Below are 19,339 nucleotides of genomic sequence, written 5' to 3' on the forward strand. Positions count from 1 at the left end.
ATATTCGTTTGATTGAAACAGGAGCTAGGCTGCTTGTCAAGCCTATAGAAGAGGAATTGTATGAATTTAAACAGAAATGATCTTAGAGAGCGTGTGCTTTAATTAAATGGTAGTCTGGTTGCAAGCAACCGGACTACACGAAATTTCTTTGGAAACCCAACTATAAAAATTAATTTAATTTTTCAAATAATGAATAGACAACTTGCCCTGCTTGTTTCCGTTTTATTTGTCGCCAATGTTTTTCATCCAACTGAATTGCAAGGGGTGATTCTAAATAAACAAGACCTCCAGGTTTGAGAATAGTGCTTTGAGTTATATTCGAAATACATTGAGGAAGGTAATCGAGTGCAAAAGGGGGGTCCAGAAAAATAATATCAAACTCTTCCTGTTTGCTCTGAAGATACTGTACTGCGTCTGTTTGTAGTAGTTTAAGTTTTGGGCTGTTAAATGAGGTGATTATTTTGTGTAAATGGGCATAAGCTTTAGATGATTGCTCAAGAAAAACAACGTGCGCAGCCCCTCTTGAAAATGCTTCCAGACCTAAAGCGCCGCTGCCTGCAAAAGCATCTAGGCAGCGTGCTTCTCTGATGTCATGCATGAGCCAGTTAAATAAAGTCTCGCGCACACGATCCGGGGTGGGGCGTAAACCCTCTACATCTGGAAAATGCAATTTTTTTCCACGATATAAACCTCCTATGATGCGGACGATTTGTTTCACGAGTTACCTACAGTGACTAGTAATAATTTATCGAGATTTACTTGTTGTTTGAATGCTTGCTTCACTTGTTCGCGGCTTACTGCATTGATACGAGCAAGATAGGTGTCAAGAAAATCTTCAGGCAGATGATAAAACGTCATTCGCAATAAGGTACTTGCAATACTGCGATTACCTGATAAAGAAAGTGGGAAACTTCCTGTAAGGTATTGTTTCGCCGCATTCATCTCCTCATCAGTTGGACCATTATCAATGTAAGTTTGCAACTCATTTTGAATAATATCTAACGCATTTTTTGTTTGTTTATTTTTCGTTGACAAGCTGATGAGAAAAGGCCCTTTCCCTGACATGGGTGCAATCTGGCTGTCTACACCATAAGTCAAACCTTGTTTTTCTCTAACCTCTATAGCGAGTCGAGAAACCAAAGCTCCTCCTCCTAAAATATAATTCCCTACAATCAGTGGAAAGTAATTTGAGTCATGATGATCAATACCGAGTTGACCGAGCCGGATTACAGTTTGTGAGGATGGAAACGGAATATTTATTGTTTCTGCTTGAGTTAATTGGGCTTTGGGAATAGGAGGGGCAGGCTGTCCCGGTGGAAGTTCATGGGTGAGTTGATCGGCAAGTTGATGTGCTGTCTCACTATTAATCGCACCTACCATAACTAAAATCGCGTTTTTGGCAACATAGTAGCGTTTATTAAATTCGATCACATGGCTCATATTAATTGCTTTGACCGTTTCGCTTGTTCCATTAACAGGATGTGCATAGGGGTGTTGCTTATATAAGGCTTGAAAAAAGTGGAGATTGGCGACGTCTTCAGGCGATTCTTGACGTTGTTCAATGGCCATCAGCTGCTGTTTTTTCTCTTGTGAAAACTCATAATCAAGAAAGTCTGGATGGTTAATGATTTGCGCAAAAGTAAAACTGGCTTTTGCTAAGGCATCTTTGGTAGTTAACGTCCTTAGGTTAAATATAACCATATCGCGGTTGATCTCTGCTTTATATTGAGCACCAACATCCGCGAGTGATTCGGCTATTGCTGTTGCGTCTCGCCCCGCATTTCCTTGGTTCATCAAACGACTTGTCAATGCACCTAGGCCATACTGATCTCCATCATATGCTGAGCCCGCTGCATAAGCCAAGCTGACATCGAGCATAGGCACTTCCATAGCAGGGTAAAAAACGACCTGAACGCCATTTTTGGTGAGCCATTTTTCTGTTTTGAAGGTGCTTGCTGTTGTGGTATGAGCCAGTCCAAGCAGTAATGTTAGAATGCATGCGCTAAAAATTCTCATGGTGCAGCCCTTTGTGGTTGAGGTTCCAATATTGCTGTCGTCATATTATTTTCCTGAAAATAGCGTTGGGCAGTTTGCAGAACTTGTTGTGGCGTAATGGCATTGATTGCTGCAGTATACTTATCCGCTTTTTGCCAACCAATCCCAATTGTTTCTAATAAACCTAATTCTGAGGCCTGTCCGAAAATTGAATCTTTCTCAAAGGTTTTTTGAGCAATGATTTGATGTTTAATACGCTGCAGTTCTTGCTCAGTAACCTGATTTTTCTTTAAATCATCGATTTCCTTAAGAAGCCCATTTTGTAAATCGCTTATTGTATGGTTTTTGCTCGGAGATCCATAAACGATAAATTGGGTTTGAAATCTTGTATACGGGTTATAATAGGTATTTGCATCCGTAGCAATATTTTTGCTGCGAATCAGGTTTTTGGAAAAACGAGCGCTTTCACCTGCATCTAAAATTCCGGAGATGAGTTCCAAGGCATAAGGTTCATACTCTTTTTTGCTAGTGTTTGCACTAGGGACTGTATAACCCATCATCAATAAAGGTAATTTTGCTGAAGCTTGAATATGAACAATCTTTTGACCTAATGCTGGCGGCTCTTTTTGCAATCGTCTCGCAGGAATAGGGTGTTTTGGCAAAGCACCGAAATAATTTTCTGCCAAAGTGCGAACCTGTTCTGGGTTAACATCTCCGACGACAACCAAGGTTGCATTATTAGGCGCATAATATTTTTTATACCATTCCCTTAAGTCTGCAACGGACATGTGTTTCAGATCACTCATCCAGCCAATAACGGGATGATGATAAGGAGCGCTTAGATGTGCTGTTGCCAGAAAACGTTCAAAGGCGAGCGCCTGTGGATTATCTTCAGTTCGAAGACGTCGTTCTTCCTGGATTACTTTAATTTCTTTGGCAAACTCATTGGCATCGAGAAGCAAATGACTCATGCGATCCGCTTCCAGTTCAAAGCTGGTGGCAAGTTTTGATGCAGCTGTTTTTTCAAAAAAAGCGGTATAATCATTATTGGTAAATGCATTAGCCTGGCCGCCAATTGCCGCTATGGTTTTGGAAAAGACCCCTAAAGGGAATTTTTCAGTACCTTTAAACATCATATGTTCCATCGCATGAGATACGCCGGTAATCCCTCCTGGCTCATCTGCCGAACCTACGTTATACCAAATCATGGATACAGCAATAGGTGCCCGGTGATCTTCTTTAACTAATATTTTTAATCCATTATTCAGCGTAAACTCTTGCACTTGGCCAAAGGTCTGGCAAGATAGTACTATGAGTAAAGTAAAGAGTATTTTGCGCACAACTTAACCTCAAAGTAAAAAAGATGATAGAATTTCATATTTTTCAGGATTTGTACACTATATGATTAAATGGTTTAAGCGAAGTCATGATTCCACCTCTGTAGAGGACAATCATTCACAAAGTACTACTGACTCGTTGCCTCAAGCTCCTGCAGAAGAAAGCAAACAGGAACAAGAGCGGGCAAAAGAAGGAATTTTTGCGCGTTTCAGGAAAGGGCTAAGTAAAACCCGTCATCAGCTTGGTGATGGAATTGGCCGATTATTATTAGGTAAAAAAGAAATCAGCCAGGATTTGTTAGATGAGTTAGAGACGCTTTTAGTCAGTGCTGATTTGGGGATGGAGACAACACAATCTGTACTGAACCAGTTGGCTGAAAGCTTGGCCCGTAAACAGTTATCCGATGGTAATGCTGTTTATGAGGCTTTGAAATCTCATTTGCATGCGATTTTAAGCCAGAATAACCAACCTTTAACTTTAGAAACTACGGATCATTCTCCGTTTGTGATCTTAATGGTTGGGGTGAACGGTGCAGGTAAAACAACTACTATAGGGAAACTGGCGAAACAATTTCACCAACAAGGCAAGAAAGTCATGTTGGCTGCGGGAGATACTTTTAGAGCAGCAGCCGTGGAGCAATTGCATGTATGGGGAGAGCGAAATGATATCCCCGTAATTGCCCAACATACAGGAGCAGATAGTGCCTCAGTGATTTTTGATGCACTACAAGCTGCAAAAGCGCGCAAAATGGATGTCTTAATCGCGGATACTGCAGGCCGGTTGCATACACAAGGCAATTTGATGGACGAATTGAAGAAAGTAAAGCGTGTATTGCAGAAACTTTGTCCTGATGCTCCTCATGAAACGATGTTGATATTGGATGCAAGCATAGGGCAAAATGCTTTAGTCCAAGCAAGACAATTTCATGAGGCGATTGGTTTAACTGGAATTACCATGACTAAATTGGATGGTACGGCTAAAGGTGGAATTTTGTTTGCCATTGCGAATGAATTAGGGATGCCCTTTCGTTATATAGGGATTGGTGAAGGGATAGAGGATTTACGACCCTTTGATGCTGCGCAATTTGTTGGTGCACTATTCAATGATCACATTTGACCAAGTGACTAAACGTTATCCGGGTGGTTTTGAAGCGTTAAGCCAGGTAAATTTTTCTTTACAAAAAGGGGAAATGGTTTTTCTTACTGGGCATTCAGGTGCAGGAAAAAGTACCTTACTTAAATTGATCGCTCTTTTAGAATGGCCTACTTCGGGGCAATTAATTGTCAATGGTTTGCGTCTGAATCAGTTAAAAAAGCGTGATGTGGCCGCTCACCGCAGCCAACTGGGTATTACTTTTCAATCACCTTATTTACTTAATGATCGAACAGTATTTGATAATGTAGCTCTACCCTTGCAAATTCAGGGTATGGCTTATCCCATGATTGCCAAAAGAGTTCATGCAGCCTTGGATATGGTAGGTCTATTAAGCAAGGAAAAAATGCTCCCCGTCCATTTATCAGGTGGAGAGCAGCAACGCGTGGGAATTGCGCGTGCTGTGGTGCATAAGCCTGCATTGTTAATGGCTGATGAACCTACTGGAAATCTCGACCCCAAACTTTCTACAGAAATCATGGCTATTTTTGAGCAGTTTAATCAAGTAGGGGTAAGTATATTGATTGCTACGCATGATTTGGCGTTGATCGCAGGAATGAAACATCGTATTGTCATGCTTAAAGGAGGAAGGATGTGTTAAAAAAAGCACAAGCAATCCTTGCTTATCATGTGCAAGCAGCAATACAAAGTTTAAATTTGTTATGCCGCAGACCTTTAGCAACCATGATGACCTCCATAGTGATCGCCATTGCTTTGGCCTTACCTGCTCTTTTCTGGGTATTTTCCGATAACATCGCTAAACTGACTGCAAGTTGGCAGAAGGGTGGGCATATTTCTCTTTATTTAAAACCCGGCTTATCTGAAGCGGAACAACAGCTGGTATTACAAAAAGTGCGTGGAACAGATGGCGTGGCCCAAGTTTCCTTAAAATCTTCCAGTGAAGGTTTATCGGAATTAACTCAGCAAGAGGGGATGCAGGATATTATGCGTTATCTTCCCGAAAATCCTCTGCCTTCAGTAGTGGATGTTGTCCCCGCTTTGATCATTGACTCACCAGCAAAATTAGATTTATTGGCACGGAAATTACAGACCATAGCACAAGTGGAAAATGCAAAAGTTGATATGGAATGGATTAGCCGCTTGCATGCGCTTTTAGGTTTTGCAGCCAAGTTTGCAAATGCATTACTCGCCTTATTAGCCATGGCAGTGATTATGATCGTTGGCACTACATTACGTTTGGCTCTTCATAGTCGACAAGAAGAAATTCAGGTGTTAAAGTTAATTGGAGCAAAAGATCCTTTTATCCTCAGACCTTTTTTATATTCTGGGGTTTGGTATGGTGCTTTAGGGGCTGTTTTTGCTGTCTTTATGGTGAATATTTTTATCTTCAGTTTGGAAGCTGCTGTGGAGCAGTTGGCAACTGCTTATCAAATGCACTATCCATTAAAAAGTTTATCAATGCGACAGTTCTTGCTACTTTTTTTATTTGCAGTTATACTTGGATGGATGGGGGCACGTTTATCGGTAAAACGTCAATTGGCTTCCATTGAGCCCCAGTTATAAGCCCCTCTTATTTTTTTTACCTTATTTTACAGAGAAGTTTTAGAGGAAAGAAGCATGAGTCAATATTTGCAGCTTGCCGAAATGAATTTACCTGTGGGAAGCCTTGATGCTTACATTCACAGGGTTAATCAAATTCCTATGTTGTCTTTAGAGGAAGAAATTGCCTGTGCCGAGCGTTTTCATGCTGAAGGAGACCTTGAGGCTGCGCGACGCTTGGTTCTTGCCCATTTGCGTTATGTTGTTCGTGTAGCTCGTGGCTATTTGGGATATGGCTTGCCTCTGAATGATTTGATTCAGGAAGGTAATATCGGTTTGATGAAGGCAGTAAAACGTTTCGACCCCAAGATGGGCGTGCGTCTTGTTTCCTTTGCAGTACATTGGATAAAAGCAGAAATTCATGAATTTGTTTTACGCAACTGGCGTATCGTTAAAATTGCAACAACCAAAGCACAGCGTAAGTTATTTTTTAATCTTCGCCAAATGAAAAATCGGTTGGGCTGGATGAGTCATGAGGAGGTAACTGCTGTAGCAAATGATTTGGGTGTAAGTCGCGAAGACGTGTTAGTAATGGAGCAACGTTTGAACGCTATGGACACGCCTTATGATGCTCCTGATGCGGATGAGCACGATGAATTTTACACAGCACCTGAGCGTTATTTATTTAATGCTAATGATGACCCTTCTGTTTTATTGGAAAAGGAAAGTACAGGAGATCGCGGGCGCGAGAAGCTGATGTTTGCTTTAGAGCAGCTCGATGAGCGCAGCCAAGATATTTTACAACAACGTTGGTTAGCCGAAGAAAAGTTAACACTGCATGATTTGGCTAAAAAATACGGAGTGTCCGCAGAGCGGGTTAGGCAGCTTGAAAAAAATGCCATGAAAAAACTGCGGCAATATATAGAAAGCGACTAATTCCTTCAATTATGCGTGAAGTGTAATCCAGGTTTCCTGGGTTATCCACTTCACTCAAGCCCGTTTTTATGCCAGAAAATCACACACTAAATGTTCTACTCGCTCATCCATTAAGACGCTCACATGATTTGCATCAGGAAGTAGACACAGTCTGGAATCCGGGTATTTCTCACAGAATTCAATCGATTCTTTAGTACTAATCGTTTTATCTAACTCCCCGTGTATGCATAAAAAAGAAATGTTGGGTGATTGGGAAATGAAATGGTGTAAACGGACTAGGTTAATGTCAAAGTGCGCTTGTTGCTTCAGGACATGACGCAGCTGCAGATAACCATGGCCACTCAGTTTAAATTTTTTTGCAATCCGGTTAACGGGGCTTCGCATTTGTGTAGGCGATGCAATTAAAATCGCACGCTCTGGTTTATGTTTTAATTGCCATTCAGGAAGTTGACCTGCGACATTCAGTGTGTTGAGAAGCATTGAGCCGCCAAATGAATGTCCAATCACTGCATAGAAAGGTCCATGCTGATTGATTGTATTTTTCAAAATAGCGACTGCATCAGTCCAGGGTAATTGCAAACCTTTTGCTTCACCATGTGCAGGGAAATCAAGAGCATATACCTCATATCCTTGTTGGTGAAGGGCCTGGATTATGCGAGCCATATATGCTGCACGTGATATCCATCCATGGGTAATAAGTACTTTTTTTCCGCGAGCATTTTTCTGTGGCGCAAAACGGTGTAGTACATGATGTCGTGGAAATTCCTCATGAATGACCTCAGTACGTCTTGCCTCAATAAACTCACAAGCCAGTTTGGCAAAATGTCTATATTCTTTTTCCAAGGGAAAAAAGATAGGAGTAATAAAAGCCTGATAACACAATTGTGCATGTAAAACATCTCTTACATGGATTAATGATGAAGTTATCATGATTAGATCCCCATTAGAGTTTACTGTAAGTGTAGACTAAAAAAGAACATTCTTTCGTTTTTTTGTCTTACAAAATAATTGCCCAATGGTCATGTCCATCAAGATTATTTACGGCATCTTGCTAATTGGAAAAAGCAAGATGAAGTAAAGTAGTTGAAACTCAAGAATACTGAGTCAACCTCATAGAAAATATTCTAGGGTCTGTTGACCCTAATGTAATTCATAACTTTATCTCTGTCCCCCAATTTTATAAACTAGGTTCCTAAAAGTTAATTCTAGTTTTATTTCAGGGAGCTTGAGATGCATACATCAAATTATATTTATCATGATAATGAGCAAGAATTCCATGGCTTTGTCGCATATGACGCGTCTCGTGCTGAGCCGCGTCCTGCAGTATTGGTCGCTCATGATTGGTCTGGTCGCAATGAATTTGCGTGCAACAAAGCAAAATTGCTTGCCGAAATGGGTTATGTAGGCTTTGCAGTAGATCTGTACGGCGATGGCCAGCTGGGCTCTACTACTGAAGAAAAACAAGCGTTAATGAACCCTTTGATTTCTGATCAAGCTTTGTTGCGCCGTCGCCTTCAGGCAGGGTTGGCTGCCGTATCCTCCTTGCCTGAAGTTGACAATAAGCGGGTTGCAATTATTGGATTTTGTTTTGGGGGGTTGTGTGCTCTTGAGTTGGCACGCTCTGGGGCAGAACTTAAAGGGGTAGTAAGTTTTCATGGCCTGCTGCACAAGCCTGGCAATTTAAAATCTGAACCAATAAAAGCCAAGATTTTGGCGTTACATGGTTATGATGACCCAATGGTTCAACCTGATAAGGTGCATGAATTTTGCAAAGAAATGACTGAAGCAAATGTAGATTGGCAAATGCATATGTATGGACATGTACAGCATGCATTTACTAATCCGCTAGCATATGATATGCAATTGGGAACTATTTATAACGCTGTGGCTGCACAACGTTCATGGGAATCTATGATAAGTTTTTTGCAAGAAATTTTGATTCAGTAACCTCAACTTAGTGTAAGAATCGAGACTGGTCGTCGATAAAGGGTATTCTGCTTTGTTAAAAGCAGGAAAAAATGCTCGACAAGGTTGTCATCCCTGCGTATGCAGGGATCCATCTTTCAAAAAATAGCCCATAGTTTCAAATTAATCTGCTGCGATTTTAATACTCATATACTGTGCGTGCGCTGCGCTTCCGTGCTCGAAAATCAGGTCATTTTGGCTCAAACTAGAGAAAGTAAACAGAGCCTATAATTCTTAAAATATTCCTGCTGCGTTTTTTCATAAGCCTTTTACTATTGTTGCTAAATATAATATCATTGCATTAACAAAGTTCTTACTCGCCTCTTTTTGTTAAAAATAACAATAAAAAATCAATTAAAATTGTCGAAAAATGGCGCAATTAGTAGGAGCAATTCAAACTTGAGTTTCTCACCCGAATATAACACTATGACATTGCATCAATTCTTTGAACAATCCGTTGACAATTATCCAGGCAATATTGCTTTGATTTGTGATAATGCATTTATTTCCTACCAGGAATTAGAAAATCGTGCGAATCAATTAGCTCATTATCTCTGTGAGAATAAAATATCCAAGGGAAGCATTGTAGGTATTCTACTAGAGCGCTCTGTCGAGTGCTATGTTGCTATACTCGCCACTTTAAAAACAGGTGCAGCTTATGTACCTATTGAAGTGGATTATCCAGACGAACGTATTAACTATATTTTTTCTGATCTGCACTTTGATGCAGTTTTAACTTCCTCTACTCAATTGGCCCAAAAAGATCTGACATGGCCAACTTTTTATGCAGTTGATAAGCTTGCCAAAGAAATTTCCAACTATTCCACGCATAGACTAACTACCCAGGGCGATTTAAGCGCCGATGATTTGTGTTATATCATTTACACTTCGGGATCAACAGGAAGGCCTAAAGGAGTAGAAATTACGCAACGCAGTATTTGCCATTATGTTGAAGTTGCGAGCAAACTTTATGATATAAAGAGTAATGATAAGGTATATCAAGGCTTTTCATTGGCATTCGATGCCTCTTTAGAAGAGTTTTGGATGGCCTTTGCCAATGGTGCTAGCCTTGTTGCATGTACTGCCAAAGAGGTACGATCTGGTTTAGGCCTAATTTCTTTTTTGCAACAACACCGGGTCAGTGTTTTTTCTACCGTCCCTACTTTATTGTCTTCCTTAGAGGGACAATTACCTGATCTGCGTCTTTTAATCTTAGGGGGAGAGACTTGCCCACCCAGTCTGGTTAAGCGCTGGAGTAGAGCAGGTCTGCGCATTATCAATACTTATGGTCCCACGGAAGCAACGATTATTGCTACTTATGCAGAGTGTTATCCTCAGCAAGAGATAACTATCGGTAAACCTTTACCTGGTTATGAAGTACTTATAGTGGATGAACATGTGCAGGAAGTAGCAGAGGGTGAGGAAGGTGAACTTTGTATTGCTGGAGTTGCCTTGGCTCGTGGTTATATCAATCGGCCTGAGGCTACAGCAGAAAAATTCGTTTTAAATCCTGTAAATAAAAATCAACGTTTATACCGAACAGGTGATATAGTTTCAAGAGATTCTAACGGTAACCTGCATTTTGCAGGACGTGTGGATGAGCAAGTCAAATTGCGTGGATTTCGCATTGAATTAAATGAAATTGAAACCGTTATAATGCAATATGCCGGAATTAAACAGGCAGTGGTTTCTTTGCAAATATTCGAGCAACCTATTCTAGTTGCTTATTTGATTCTTGACACACACCACGTGTTTGATGCAAATGCATTGAAAGCTTTTTTAAGATCACACTTACCAGATTACATGCTTCCGTCGTTAATTGAAATTTTGGAAACTTTTCCAGTTTTAGCTAGTGGTAAGGTCAATCGCAAAGAACTTCCTAAACCGCTACAACAAAAAGAAGATAGTCTTTATAAGGCACCTGAGTCTGAATTGGCTAAGGAAATTGCAGGTGTTTGGGAAAAAATTTTCGATTGTAAGAATATTTCTGTAAATGCAGACTTCTTCTATGATCTAGGTGGACACTCATTACATGCTGCAAAAGTGATTTCTAATTTGCGCAAAATATCTGCCTTAAAAAACATCTCAATTTTGGATTTATATAAAAATCCAACGGTTGCTCAGCTGGAGCAGAAGTTTAGTAACCCTTATCTCAATCCGCACTTTGATGAAAATCAGTCTGCTCCCCAAAAGTATAGTGTGCCACAATGGAAATACTATTTATGTGGTATTGGCCAGTTTTTTGGTTGTTTACTGCAATATGCGGTAGGCACGTTACAACTGCTTGCGGTTATTTTGTGTTACAGCTGGGTTAGTTCTGAGTATTCTATTATTTCCAGGGAATCACAGCTTGCGTTTTTAGCATTATTTTTATCAATGCCAATTATTTCGTTATTTATTACGATCTGTTTGAAATGGATTTTGCTGGGGCGAGTGAAACCTGGACAATATCCTCTTTGGGGGTGGTTCTATTATCGCTGGTGGTTAGTGCAAAGACTGCAAAAGAATTTGTTTTTAGCTAAATTTTTAGTTGGCTCGCCATTGGCTGCTATTTATTATCGCCTATTAGGAGCCAAAATAGGTAAAAATTGTTATTTGGGATCCATGCAGATTTCAGCCCATGACTCACTAACTATAGGAGATAATACTTCAATTGGCGCTGATTGCAGACTTAATGGTTATATTGTTGAGGATGGATGGTTAAAAATAGGAACTATCAGTATCGGTACTAATTGTTATGTAGGCTCCCGTGCAGTGGTTGGGTTAAATACCCAGATTGAAGACAATGCGGTTCTGGATGAAATGTCCATGCTGCCCGATCACAGTTTAATTCCTCAAGGAACCTATTTTTCAGGTTCTCCCGCGGTACCTGGTATAACTCCGGTTGACCATATTACCCGGAAAAAAGTTACCATTAAAGAATCGAGCGTGTTGGAAAATACTCTTTTCGGTATTTTACATTACTTAGGCATCGTTTTTGTCATGGGGATATATTACTTATGCTTAATCCCCTCAATCTCTTTGATTAGCTATTACTATGATCAAGGCCATTATTTTACGACTATGTTTTTTGCCATACCTTTGGGGGCAATTCTCTTTTTAGGCTTATATTATTCATCCATTGTGCTCTGTAAAAAGATAATTATAGACAAGGTCAAACCCGGTAATTATCCCTTAAAAAGCTTGTATTATTTCCGTCATTGGATCATGGTGAAATTATTGGACGTCGATGAAATCTCAGTTATGGCAGATACTTTGTATATGCCAGCTTTTTTAAGATTATTGGGAGCAAAGCTGGGTAAAGGGGTAGAAATGGGAGAAACACCTCATATTATTCCCGACTTAGTAACTATTGACGAAGGTGGTTTTACTGCCAGTTCAGTCGCTTTAGCCTGGCCGCATGTATACAATGGCTTCATTTCTTTTGCTCCAGTAGCGATCGGACGCAGGGCTTTTGTTGGGAATGTAAGCTTATTGCCAGCAGGTAAATCTATTGGTGAAGGTACTTTATTAGGATGCTTATCAGTGACTCCACCAGATGCCAAAGCAATGGAACCTTATTCTGCATGGCTAGGTTCTCCAGCTGTTTTTCTACCAAAACGAGAGTTATTTGCGGGCTATTCTGATAAAGATACATTTTATCCATCCAAAAAACTCTATTGCATGCGTTTATTCATTGAGTTTATGCGAATTATTTTGCCATCAACATTTTCATTGATTGGGCTATTTAATATGCTTTATGTATTGGATTATATGTTGAGCGAATATTCCTGGTTTGTTACCGCCCTGGTTCTTCCGCCAACAGAAATGTTTATTACTGTCTGTCTGGTTGGAATATTGGTAGCTCTGAAATGGGGAATTTTAGGTAAACTAAAACCTTTAACTAAGCCTATTTGGGACTCTTTCATTTGGAAAAATGATGTGATTGAATACTCATATAACTACTATACGAACCCACATTGGACCAACAAAGTTTTAGGAACCCCTTTTGCGCTTTGGGTACATCGTTGTCTGGGAACTAAAGCGGGGAAAAGGGTTTACACAGATAGTGCGGAATTTTCTGAGTTTGATTTAATTACCATTGGTGATGATGTGTGCATTAATGCTGAGACAATAATCCAAACTCATCTCTATGAAGATAGAATATTTAAAGTATCTCATGTCACTATTGGAGCTGGCTGTAATGTTGGTGTAGGTTCAATTGTTCTTTACAACACGTTAATGGAGAACAATTCTTCTTTAGGCAGTCTTTCTTTACTCATGAAAGGGGAATGTTTACCCCAAAATACCCATTGGGCTGGTATTCCTGCACAATCTACAGCTCTTGGACTGCCACATCAGCATGTTGTTTCACAACCCGCTACAACGAGAGAGGTTCCAGAGGAAGCACTTCCTGAATTATTGTAGGTTTTGTAACCTGGGCCAGGAGACATACAAAAAAAGCCTTCAAAACCTTTAGTTATGGCTTCGTCTCCACCCAGGCTACAATTTATCCTAATAAATAATTATCAATTAAGCGGATATCACCAATACGTACTGCAGCAAAGCGACGATTCTGATGTTCTTCGACGTATTCTACGGCAATTCCTTTTTCGGTTAATTTTTTAATGATTTGATCACATGTTAACTCTTTTTGCTGGAATAATGCTGCAAACTCCTCAGCTAAAGCTTTTTGCTCTGTATTAAGTCGGTTATTGCGGGAACTGTAAGCCAAACCACTTGCCTCACGAATTGTGGGGCACGCTTTGATTTCAGTATCCATAAAAAATGCTTTAGCCATTCCATGTATCAATGAGTATTGTTGATAATCTTTTTCACCAAAATAAGCACGATGCGGCTTAACTAAATTCAATAATTTCATGACAACAGTTAATACACCGTTAAAATGTCCGGGCCTATGAGCCCCTTCCATGAGTTGACAAAGCTGGTGCTCATGCACCTGATAATTGTATCCATCAGCATAGATTGATTTTTCATCGGGAAGAATACAAAAATCAACACCGGAATCTTCCATAATTTTGAGATCTGCATCTAATGTTCTAGGGTAATGTTTAAAGTCTTCAGCCTGATTAAATTGCGTAGGATTTATGAATAAACTGGAAGCAGTGTGATCATTTTCTTTTTTACTGGTTAAAAATAAAGACGCATGTCCGGCATGTAAATTACCCATTGTTGGTGCAAAGCCCAGAGTTAATCCCTTAGATAAAGAGTTACGAAAGTGTAACCATTCGTCGAGAGTGTGAAAAACCTGCATGAGTTACTCCTTAGTGAGCAGAATAACTCTCATTATTTTATTTTGAGAGTTATCCTGCTCTCCAATTAAAATGAATGCTCAGTTGTTGGAAAACTAACTTGCTGAACCTGTTGAACATAGGTATTTAATGCATTCAACAGAATTTCTTTGCCTTGGATGTATCTTTTAACAAATTTAGGATTAAAATCAGTTTGTAAGCCCAACATGTCATGCCAAACAAGCACTTGTCCATCGGTATGAGAACCCGCTCCGATACCTATAGTTGGTATATTTAATGATTGAGTTATTGTTAAAGCCAGCTGTTGAGGTATGCATTCGAGCACCAGCGCAAAACAGCCTGCTGCTTCTAACTGATAAGCTTGCCGGATAAGTTTTTCTGCTTGTTCCTCGTTTTTTCCCTGTACTTTATAGCCCCCTAATTGATGAATGGATTGAGGGGTTAAACCGATATGACCTATCACTGGAACGCCCGCATTGACTAGATAAGAAATAGTTTGGCATGTATCTGTATCAGCCCCTTCAATTTTCACAGCGTGGGCTCCTGCTTGAAGTAAGCGTTTAACATTTTCTACAGATTGAGTCAGTGAGTTTTTATGACTTAAAAAAGGAAGGTCGCTAATTATAAATTGTTGTTTTAGGCCACGAGCTACTGCTTGGGTATGAAGTATCATCATCTCCATGGTAGCCATAATGGTTGTATCATGGCCATGTACTGCCATGGCTACAGAATCTCCCACTAGAACACAATCAATATTTGATTCAGCTACAATGCAAGCAGATGGATAATCATAGCAGGTAATCATGGAAATTTTTTGTTGTTCTTCTTTTTTACGTTTAAAATCATGAATTTTCATGCTGCGATACTCCTTAATGAAATGAAGTAAGCAGGATGATGAAAAGTGGGACACACTACAGGTACCTGTCGCATGGATCAAGTCCTCCAAAAAAATTAAAATGAAAGTCGCCGCCAATTCGGGTCAGCGCATGATGTGCGGCTATTTGCTAGCGCACAATGGCTATCATATTGTAAATTCAGCTAGTTGAGAAGTAGTTCATTTCTTAGGATGCTGTGGGGTAAGCAATCATATAACTCCAGTCTATACTATGCTCTTCTGCGCTCGCAAGAAGGCATCTGTTGAAGCATTTTCAAGAGTTAATCCAAATTCTTTCAAAATCTGATGTTCTTAGATTTATTTATGCCAAGTGTTTTTAAATAAAGTTAAAGTGCTTGCCCGCTTCGCTCGAATCTATCCGCTGCATTTTGTGACCCTGGTGCTTTATGCTGGGTTGATGTCGGTTGGAATAAGGTTTTCTTTTTATAATGCCAATATAAATTGGGCACTTGCGCATCAATTTCTGAATCCAGGGCAGTAATTTGCTCATGGAAAGTCTTTAGTAAATTTTTTGTGTAACCTGCGCGCGAGTTTTTAAGGAAAAAATGGATTATTCTTTGAATAATGAGGGAGGTACTCCAAGTACCTTGGCATTTCAAAATTAAGAGATAATAGATTCGGTCAGTAATAATATATGGCTTTAAAAAGGGGCAGATCGAAAATAGTTGCTTACTACAGGCTTAATCATTATCTGCATTAGAGTAAAATGAGCACAGGGGGCTGACGTGTGCATCAAGTCTTTCAAAAAATAAAAATGAAAGTCCCTGCCAACGCGGGCTTGCGCATGATGTACAGCTATTAGCTAGCGCCACATGATTATCATATCGGTGGTTGAGAACAAGCTGATATATGGTCCACTTAAAGGGCAAAGATCTGAGCTATGAAGTTTTTTTTTTTTGTAGTAAGCTCTGTCGCCGGCAAAGCTACAATTTAAGGAGAGGCCCTCTGTTAAGCCGTTATTGTTTTTGAAAATGCTTTTCAGGAACCTCTCGTGGAAGTCTTAAGCCGGATTCTTTCAAAATCTAATGCTCTTGCTTATCGTCCTTTTAAAAGCCCATGTGCCATGATTCAATATCTATGACAATGGATGGTGTTTAAAAGACTAGGATTAGCACTAATTAACATAATCTTCATAGTTAAAATGAGACATTATTATGGAACTATTAAATAGGAAATTCTTTGCTAATTCTGATGTGACAGAAATAAAAGCTTTAACCGGTCTTCGTGGATATGCTGCACTTTGGGTTTTTTTCTTACATATCACGTGGGGAGGGGGGCAAGGTGATACTTATGCAATGAAACTTGCCAGTTATGGTGCCTCGGGTGTTACAGTATTTTTTGTGCTGTCCGGTTTTATCCTTTCCTATGTATATTCTTCTAAATTCGCAAAAAAAACAGTCGGATACCGTAGCTTTATGTTTGCTCGCTTTGCGCGAGTATATCCCCTTCATTTAGTGACATTGATACTTTATGGTGCTTTTGTATGGGTTGGAATTGATCTGCAGCCGAGTAATACATGGAAAACATTCATATTAAACCTTAGTCTACTCCACGCATGGGGGTTCACAGAGCTCCTTTCCTGGAATCAACCCTCATGGTCAGTAAGTACCGAGTTTTTCAGCTATCTGCTTTTTCCGCTATTCATCCGCAAACTTGCTAAAGCTCCTCTGTGGGTATTGTGTATCATTATGGCAATTATCTACTCTCAGATAAGGTATTCTTTTTATGATGCTCTTATCAATTGGGGAATAGCACATCAATTTCTAAGTGCAGGCCGTCAATTGACATTTTCTCATGGAATTTCTCTAGTGCTATTTTTCTGGGCATTCCTCTGGGGGTGTGTCGTGTATTTTCTGGTAGAAAAGCTCAAAAAATGGGCGAGCAATAGCGTCGTTTATGATATTGTGACTCTCGTTGGTGTGTCTCTTATTCTGAATTTTTACTGTGCTACATTATGGCAAACCATAGTTCCTGCCACATTGATTATCATGGGCCTTTCCAATAACTCCGGACTTTCTAAATTGCTTTTTGGGAATAAGTTAGCATTTTTCATGGGCAAAATTTCGTATGCTTTTTATTTATCTGCACTCATGGTCCAAGTGATTTTACATCCATTCCACTTGCCCTTTGTACTTGATTTAGCGGCAGCTATTGTCGTCGCTACGCTGCTTCATTATTTCGTTGAGCAACCTGCTCGCGAGCTATTAAGAAAGAAAATGAATTATTCGTTGAATAATGAGAAAAGCGCGACCAGTGCCCTTGCACTGCAAAACGAATTGGATAGTCCATCACTTACACGCCAAGGGTGGCTAGCACCTCTAGTTCATTATGTTTTTTTTAAGCAGAAGAAAAATGTAACGCACTCCCTATAAAACTAAGTGCCTAAAAGAAAGTGGTTTTGCATTGACTCTTTTTGTTCTTTTGTTTGTCTATAATTGTGAGTTATCATTCAAGCTTTGCGTTGCTCTATTCTGTGCAAGCTCAGAGTGGTCACGTAAAAATGTATATTAGGAAAACAGGGTTTTTTATGCAAATCACTGAAAAATTAGCTATTCCAGGGGAACATGCTTTGTTTTTGCAAGGAGCAATTGGGAAACTGGAAGTAGTTTTAACTGTTCCAGAACAAAATCATTCAGACTTTATAGCCTTTTTGGGCCACCCACATTCCTTACAAGGGGGGACAATGAGCAATAAAGTAGTGACTACCTTAGCACGTGCCTTTAGAGAATTGGGTATTCCTTCGTTACGCTTTAATTTTCGTGGTGTAGGCCAATCGGAAGGAGCTTATGACTCTGGGATTGGTGAAAGCGAAGACATGCTGATTTTGGTGCGTGAATGGCAGAAAGAGCAACCCGAGAAGAAACTCATTTTTGCTGGTTTTTCTTTTGGTTCTTATGTGGCTTATCGTGCAGCAGCTCAATTGGACTCACAATGTTTAATTATGATAGCCCCTCCAGTACATCATTATGATTATCGTGAATTTAATCCCGCACCTTATCCCTTGCTTATAATACAAGGTGATGAAGATGAGGTAGTTCCTTCAGCTTTGGTTTTTGATTTTGCTGCCCAGAGCGCTCCTGAAATACCGGTCATTCGTTTTGCCAATACTGGTCATTTCTTTCATGGAAAATTAATCGAGCTGAAAACAAAACTCATGGAGTATATTCGTTCTCAGGTTGCTTTATGATGAATTTGATTACTCAATATGAAGCTGCGACTCATCGCGGTGAAATTGATGATGATCCTTTACAACGTGAAATATTGATGCGTTTGCAGCATCTTGCCGATAGCGTCAGAAAATCGAATTCATCCTGGCTTTATCCATTCTTTAAATCGCAGGTCAAAGGCGTATATCTTTACGGGCCTGTTGGCGTAGGGAAAACATATTTAATTGATTTATTTTATGATTGCCTTGAAGAAAAAAAGAAGGCACGTTTTCATTTCCATCAGTTCATGCAACAAGTTGATACCAGGTTAAGACGATTGCAAGGGCAAAAAAATCCCCTTCGTAAAATTGCTAAAGAGTTAGCAAAAACGATACGGGTGCTTTGTTTTGATGAGTTTATGGTGCATGACGTTGCTTACGCCATGATTTTAGCTGAATTATTGCAAGCTTTGACTGCGCATGGTGTTATTTTGGTAATTTCTTCGAATATTCCCCCAGATGACTTGTATCGAGATGGAGTTCATCGAAAACGATTTTTACCTGCGATCGCGGCAATTAAAGCTCATTGTGACGTGCTGCATTTAAATGAGCAAAGAGATTATCGTGTTGGGCGAACCCCTTTATTAGATGCATATTTATTTCCTTCAAATGAGCAAACTGCTCAAACTATGGAAAAACAATTCGCACTTTTAGCGGGTGAATTTAAAGAAAATGGGATTATTACCATACAAAATCGTGAGATTCCTTATCTTAAACGTGCTGAAAAGGTAATTTGGTTTTCTTTTGATGTTCTATGTAATTTACCGCGCAGCCAATTGGATTACCTCGAGCTTGCGGACAGGTTTGATGCTATTTTTCTAAGCAACATACCTGCATTAACAGTAAATCATACGTTACAAGCCATTATGTTCATTCATTTTATTGATGTGATGTACGATCGTGGAATTAATATTATCATTTCCGCAGAAGTTGCAGTTGATGAGCTGTATACCGAGGGTGAAATGAAAGAAACCTTTAAACGTACCTTAAGCCGCTTATTAGAAATGCAATCAGTGGATTATTTAGCACGCCATCCCAAAAGAGAGCTTCAGGTATTCATTGCAGATAATACTTAGTGGGAAATAAATGATGTGTTTGAAT

The 19,339-nt window shown here is 39.7% G+C and carries 15 protein-coding genes; 9 read left to right on the forward strand and 6 right to left on the reverse strand.

Annotated elements, in window-relative coordinates; translation table 11 throughout:
- Positions 1-169: 169 nt before the first annotated feature.
- The 3 genes from rsmD to Lpar_RS01470 are packed head-to-tail and all read right to left on the reverse strand — an operon-like array spanning position 170 to position 3,335.
- Positions 170-718 (reverse strand): 16S rRNA (guanine(966)-N(2))-methyltransferase RsmD, encoded by a 549-nt coding sequence (gene rsmD, locus Lpar_RS01460; RefSeq protein WP_058516226.1) that lies wholly within the window; start codon positions 716-718, stop codon positions 170-172.
- Positions 715-2,016 carry a M16 family metallopeptidase gene (locus Lpar_RS01465; RefSeq protein WP_058516227.1) on the reverse strand — a complete coding sequence of 434 codons (1,302 nt, stop codon included), beginning with the start codon at positions 2,014-2,016 and terminating at the stop codon, positions 715-717. The genes rsmD and Lpar_RS01465 overlap by 4 nt, the downstream gene beginning before the upstream one ends.
- The gene (locus Lpar_RS01470; RefSeq protein WP_058516228.1) at positions 2,013-3,335 is read right to left on the reverse strand and encodes a M16 family metallopeptidase; all 1,323 of its coding nucleotides are present in this window, start codon (positions 3,333-3,335) and stop codon (positions 2,013-2,015) included. Before Lpar_RS01470 ends, Lpar_RS01465 begins: the two co-directional genes overlap by 4 nt.
- A gap of 61 nt (positions 3,336-3,396) precedes the next feature.
- On the opposite strand from Lpar_RS01470, the gene ftsY reads away from it, so the two are divergent.
- From ftsY to rpoH, 4 genes are read left to right on the forward strand one after another with little or no spacing between them, the layout of a single operon-like run.
- Complete coding sequence (gene ftsY, locus Lpar_RS01475) at positions 3,397-4,449, forward strand: signal recognition particle-docking protein FtsY (RefSeq protein WP_058516229.1); 1,053 nt, start codon at positions 3,397-3,399, stop codon at positions 4,447-4,449.
- Positions 4,436-5,086 carry a cell division ATP-binding protein FtsE gene (ftsE, locus tag Lpar_RS01480; RefSeq protein WP_058516230.1) on the forward strand — a complete coding sequence of 217 codons (651 nt, stop codon included), beginning with the start codon at positions 4,436-4,438 and terminating at the stop codon, positions 5,084-5,086. The genes ftsY and ftsE overlap by 14 nt, the downstream gene beginning before the upstream one ends.
- On the forward strand, positions 5,080-6,009 hold the full coding sequence (gene ftsX / locus Lpar_RS01485; RefSeq protein WP_058516231.1) for a permease-like cell division protein FtsX: 930 nt from the start codon (positions 5,080-5,082) through the stop codon (positions 6,007-6,009). Before ftsE ends, ftsX begins: the two co-directional genes overlap by 7 nt.
- A gap of 54 nt (positions 6,010-6,063) precedes the next feature.
- Positions 6,064-6,921: an RNA polymerase sigma factor RpoH gene (gene rpoH, locus Lpar_RS01490; RefSeq protein WP_058516232.1), complete on the forward strand. Its 858-nt coding sequence runs from the start codon at positions 6,064-6,066 to the stop codon at positions 6,919-6,921.
- A 66-nt stretch (positions 6,922-6,987) separates the two neighbouring features.
- Here rpoH and Lpar_RS01495 read toward each other — a convergent pair whose 3' ends face one another.
- Positions 6,988-7,851: an alpha/beta hydrolase gene (locus Lpar_RS01495; protein WP_058516233.1), complete on the reverse strand. Its 864-nt coding sequence runs from the start codon at positions 7,849-7,851 to the stop codon at positions 6,988-6,990.
- A 300-nt stretch (positions 7,852-8,151) separates the two neighbouring features.
- Between Lpar_RS01495 and Lpar_RS01500 the strand changes: the two genes are divergently transcribed.
- Together Lpar_RS01500 and Lpar_RS01505 are read left to right on the forward strand one after the other, a co-directional pair.
- A complete protein-coding gene (locus tag Lpar_RS01500; protein ID WP_058516234.1) occupies positions 8,152-8,868 on the forward strand; it encodes a dienelactone hydrolase family protein in 717 nt (238 codons plus the stop codon).
- 417 nt (positions 8,869-9,285) lie between these two features.
- Positions 9,286-13,293, forward strand: a complete 4,008-nt coding sequence (locus Lpar_RS01505) for a Pls/PosA family non-ribosomal peptide synthetase (protein WP_237759324.1) — start codon at positions 9,286-9,288, stop codon at positions 13,291-13,293.
- Positions 13,294-13,375: 82 nt separating this feature from the next.
- On the opposite strand, the gene panC is transcribed toward Lpar_RS01505, so the two are convergent.
- Positions 13,376-14,140 (reverse strand): pantoate--beta-alanine ligase, encoded by a 765-nt coding sequence (panC, locus tag Lpar_RS01510; RefSeq protein ID WP_058516236.1) that lies wholly within the window; start codon positions 14,138-14,140, stop codon positions 13,376-13,378.
- A gap of 65 nt (positions 14,141-14,205) precedes the next feature.
- On the reverse strand, positions 14,206-14,994 hold the full coding sequence (panB, locus tag Lpar_RS01515) for a 3-methyl-2-oxobutanoate hydroxymethyltransferase (RefSeq protein WP_058516237.1): 789 nt from the start codon (positions 14,992-14,994) through the stop codon (positions 14,206-14,208).
- 1,193 nt (positions 14,995-16,187) lie between these two features.
- Between panB and Lpar_RS01525 the strand changes: the two genes are divergently transcribed.
- The 3 genes from Lpar_RS01525 (at position 16,188) to zapE (ending at position 19,314) form a co-directional block, all read left to right on the forward strand.
- Positions 16,188-17,405 carry an acyltransferase family protein gene (locus Lpar_RS01525; RefSeq protein WP_058516239.1) on the forward strand — a complete coding sequence of 406 codons (1,218 nt, stop codon included), beginning with the start codon at positions 16,188-16,190 and terminating at the stop codon, positions 17,403-17,405.
- Between the two features lie 155 nt (positions 17,406-17,560).
- A complete protein-coding gene (locus Lpar_RS01530; protein WP_058516240.1) occupies positions 17,561-18,220 on the forward strand; it encodes an alpha/beta hydrolase in 660 nt (219 codons plus the stop codon).
- On the forward strand, positions 18,220-19,314 hold the full coding sequence (zapE, locus tag Lpar_RS01535; protein WP_058516434.1) for a cell division protein ZapE: 1,095 nt from the start codon (positions 18,220-18,222) through the stop codon (positions 19,312-19,314). The genes Lpar_RS01530 and zapE overlap by 1 nt, the downstream gene beginning before the upstream one ends.
- Positions 19,315-19,339 lie beyond the last annotated feature (25 nt).

Source organism: Legionella parisiensis (assembly GCF_001467945.1).
Lineage (GTDB): Bacteria > Pseudomonadota > Gammaproteobacteria > Legionellales > Legionellaceae > Legionella > Legionella parisiensis.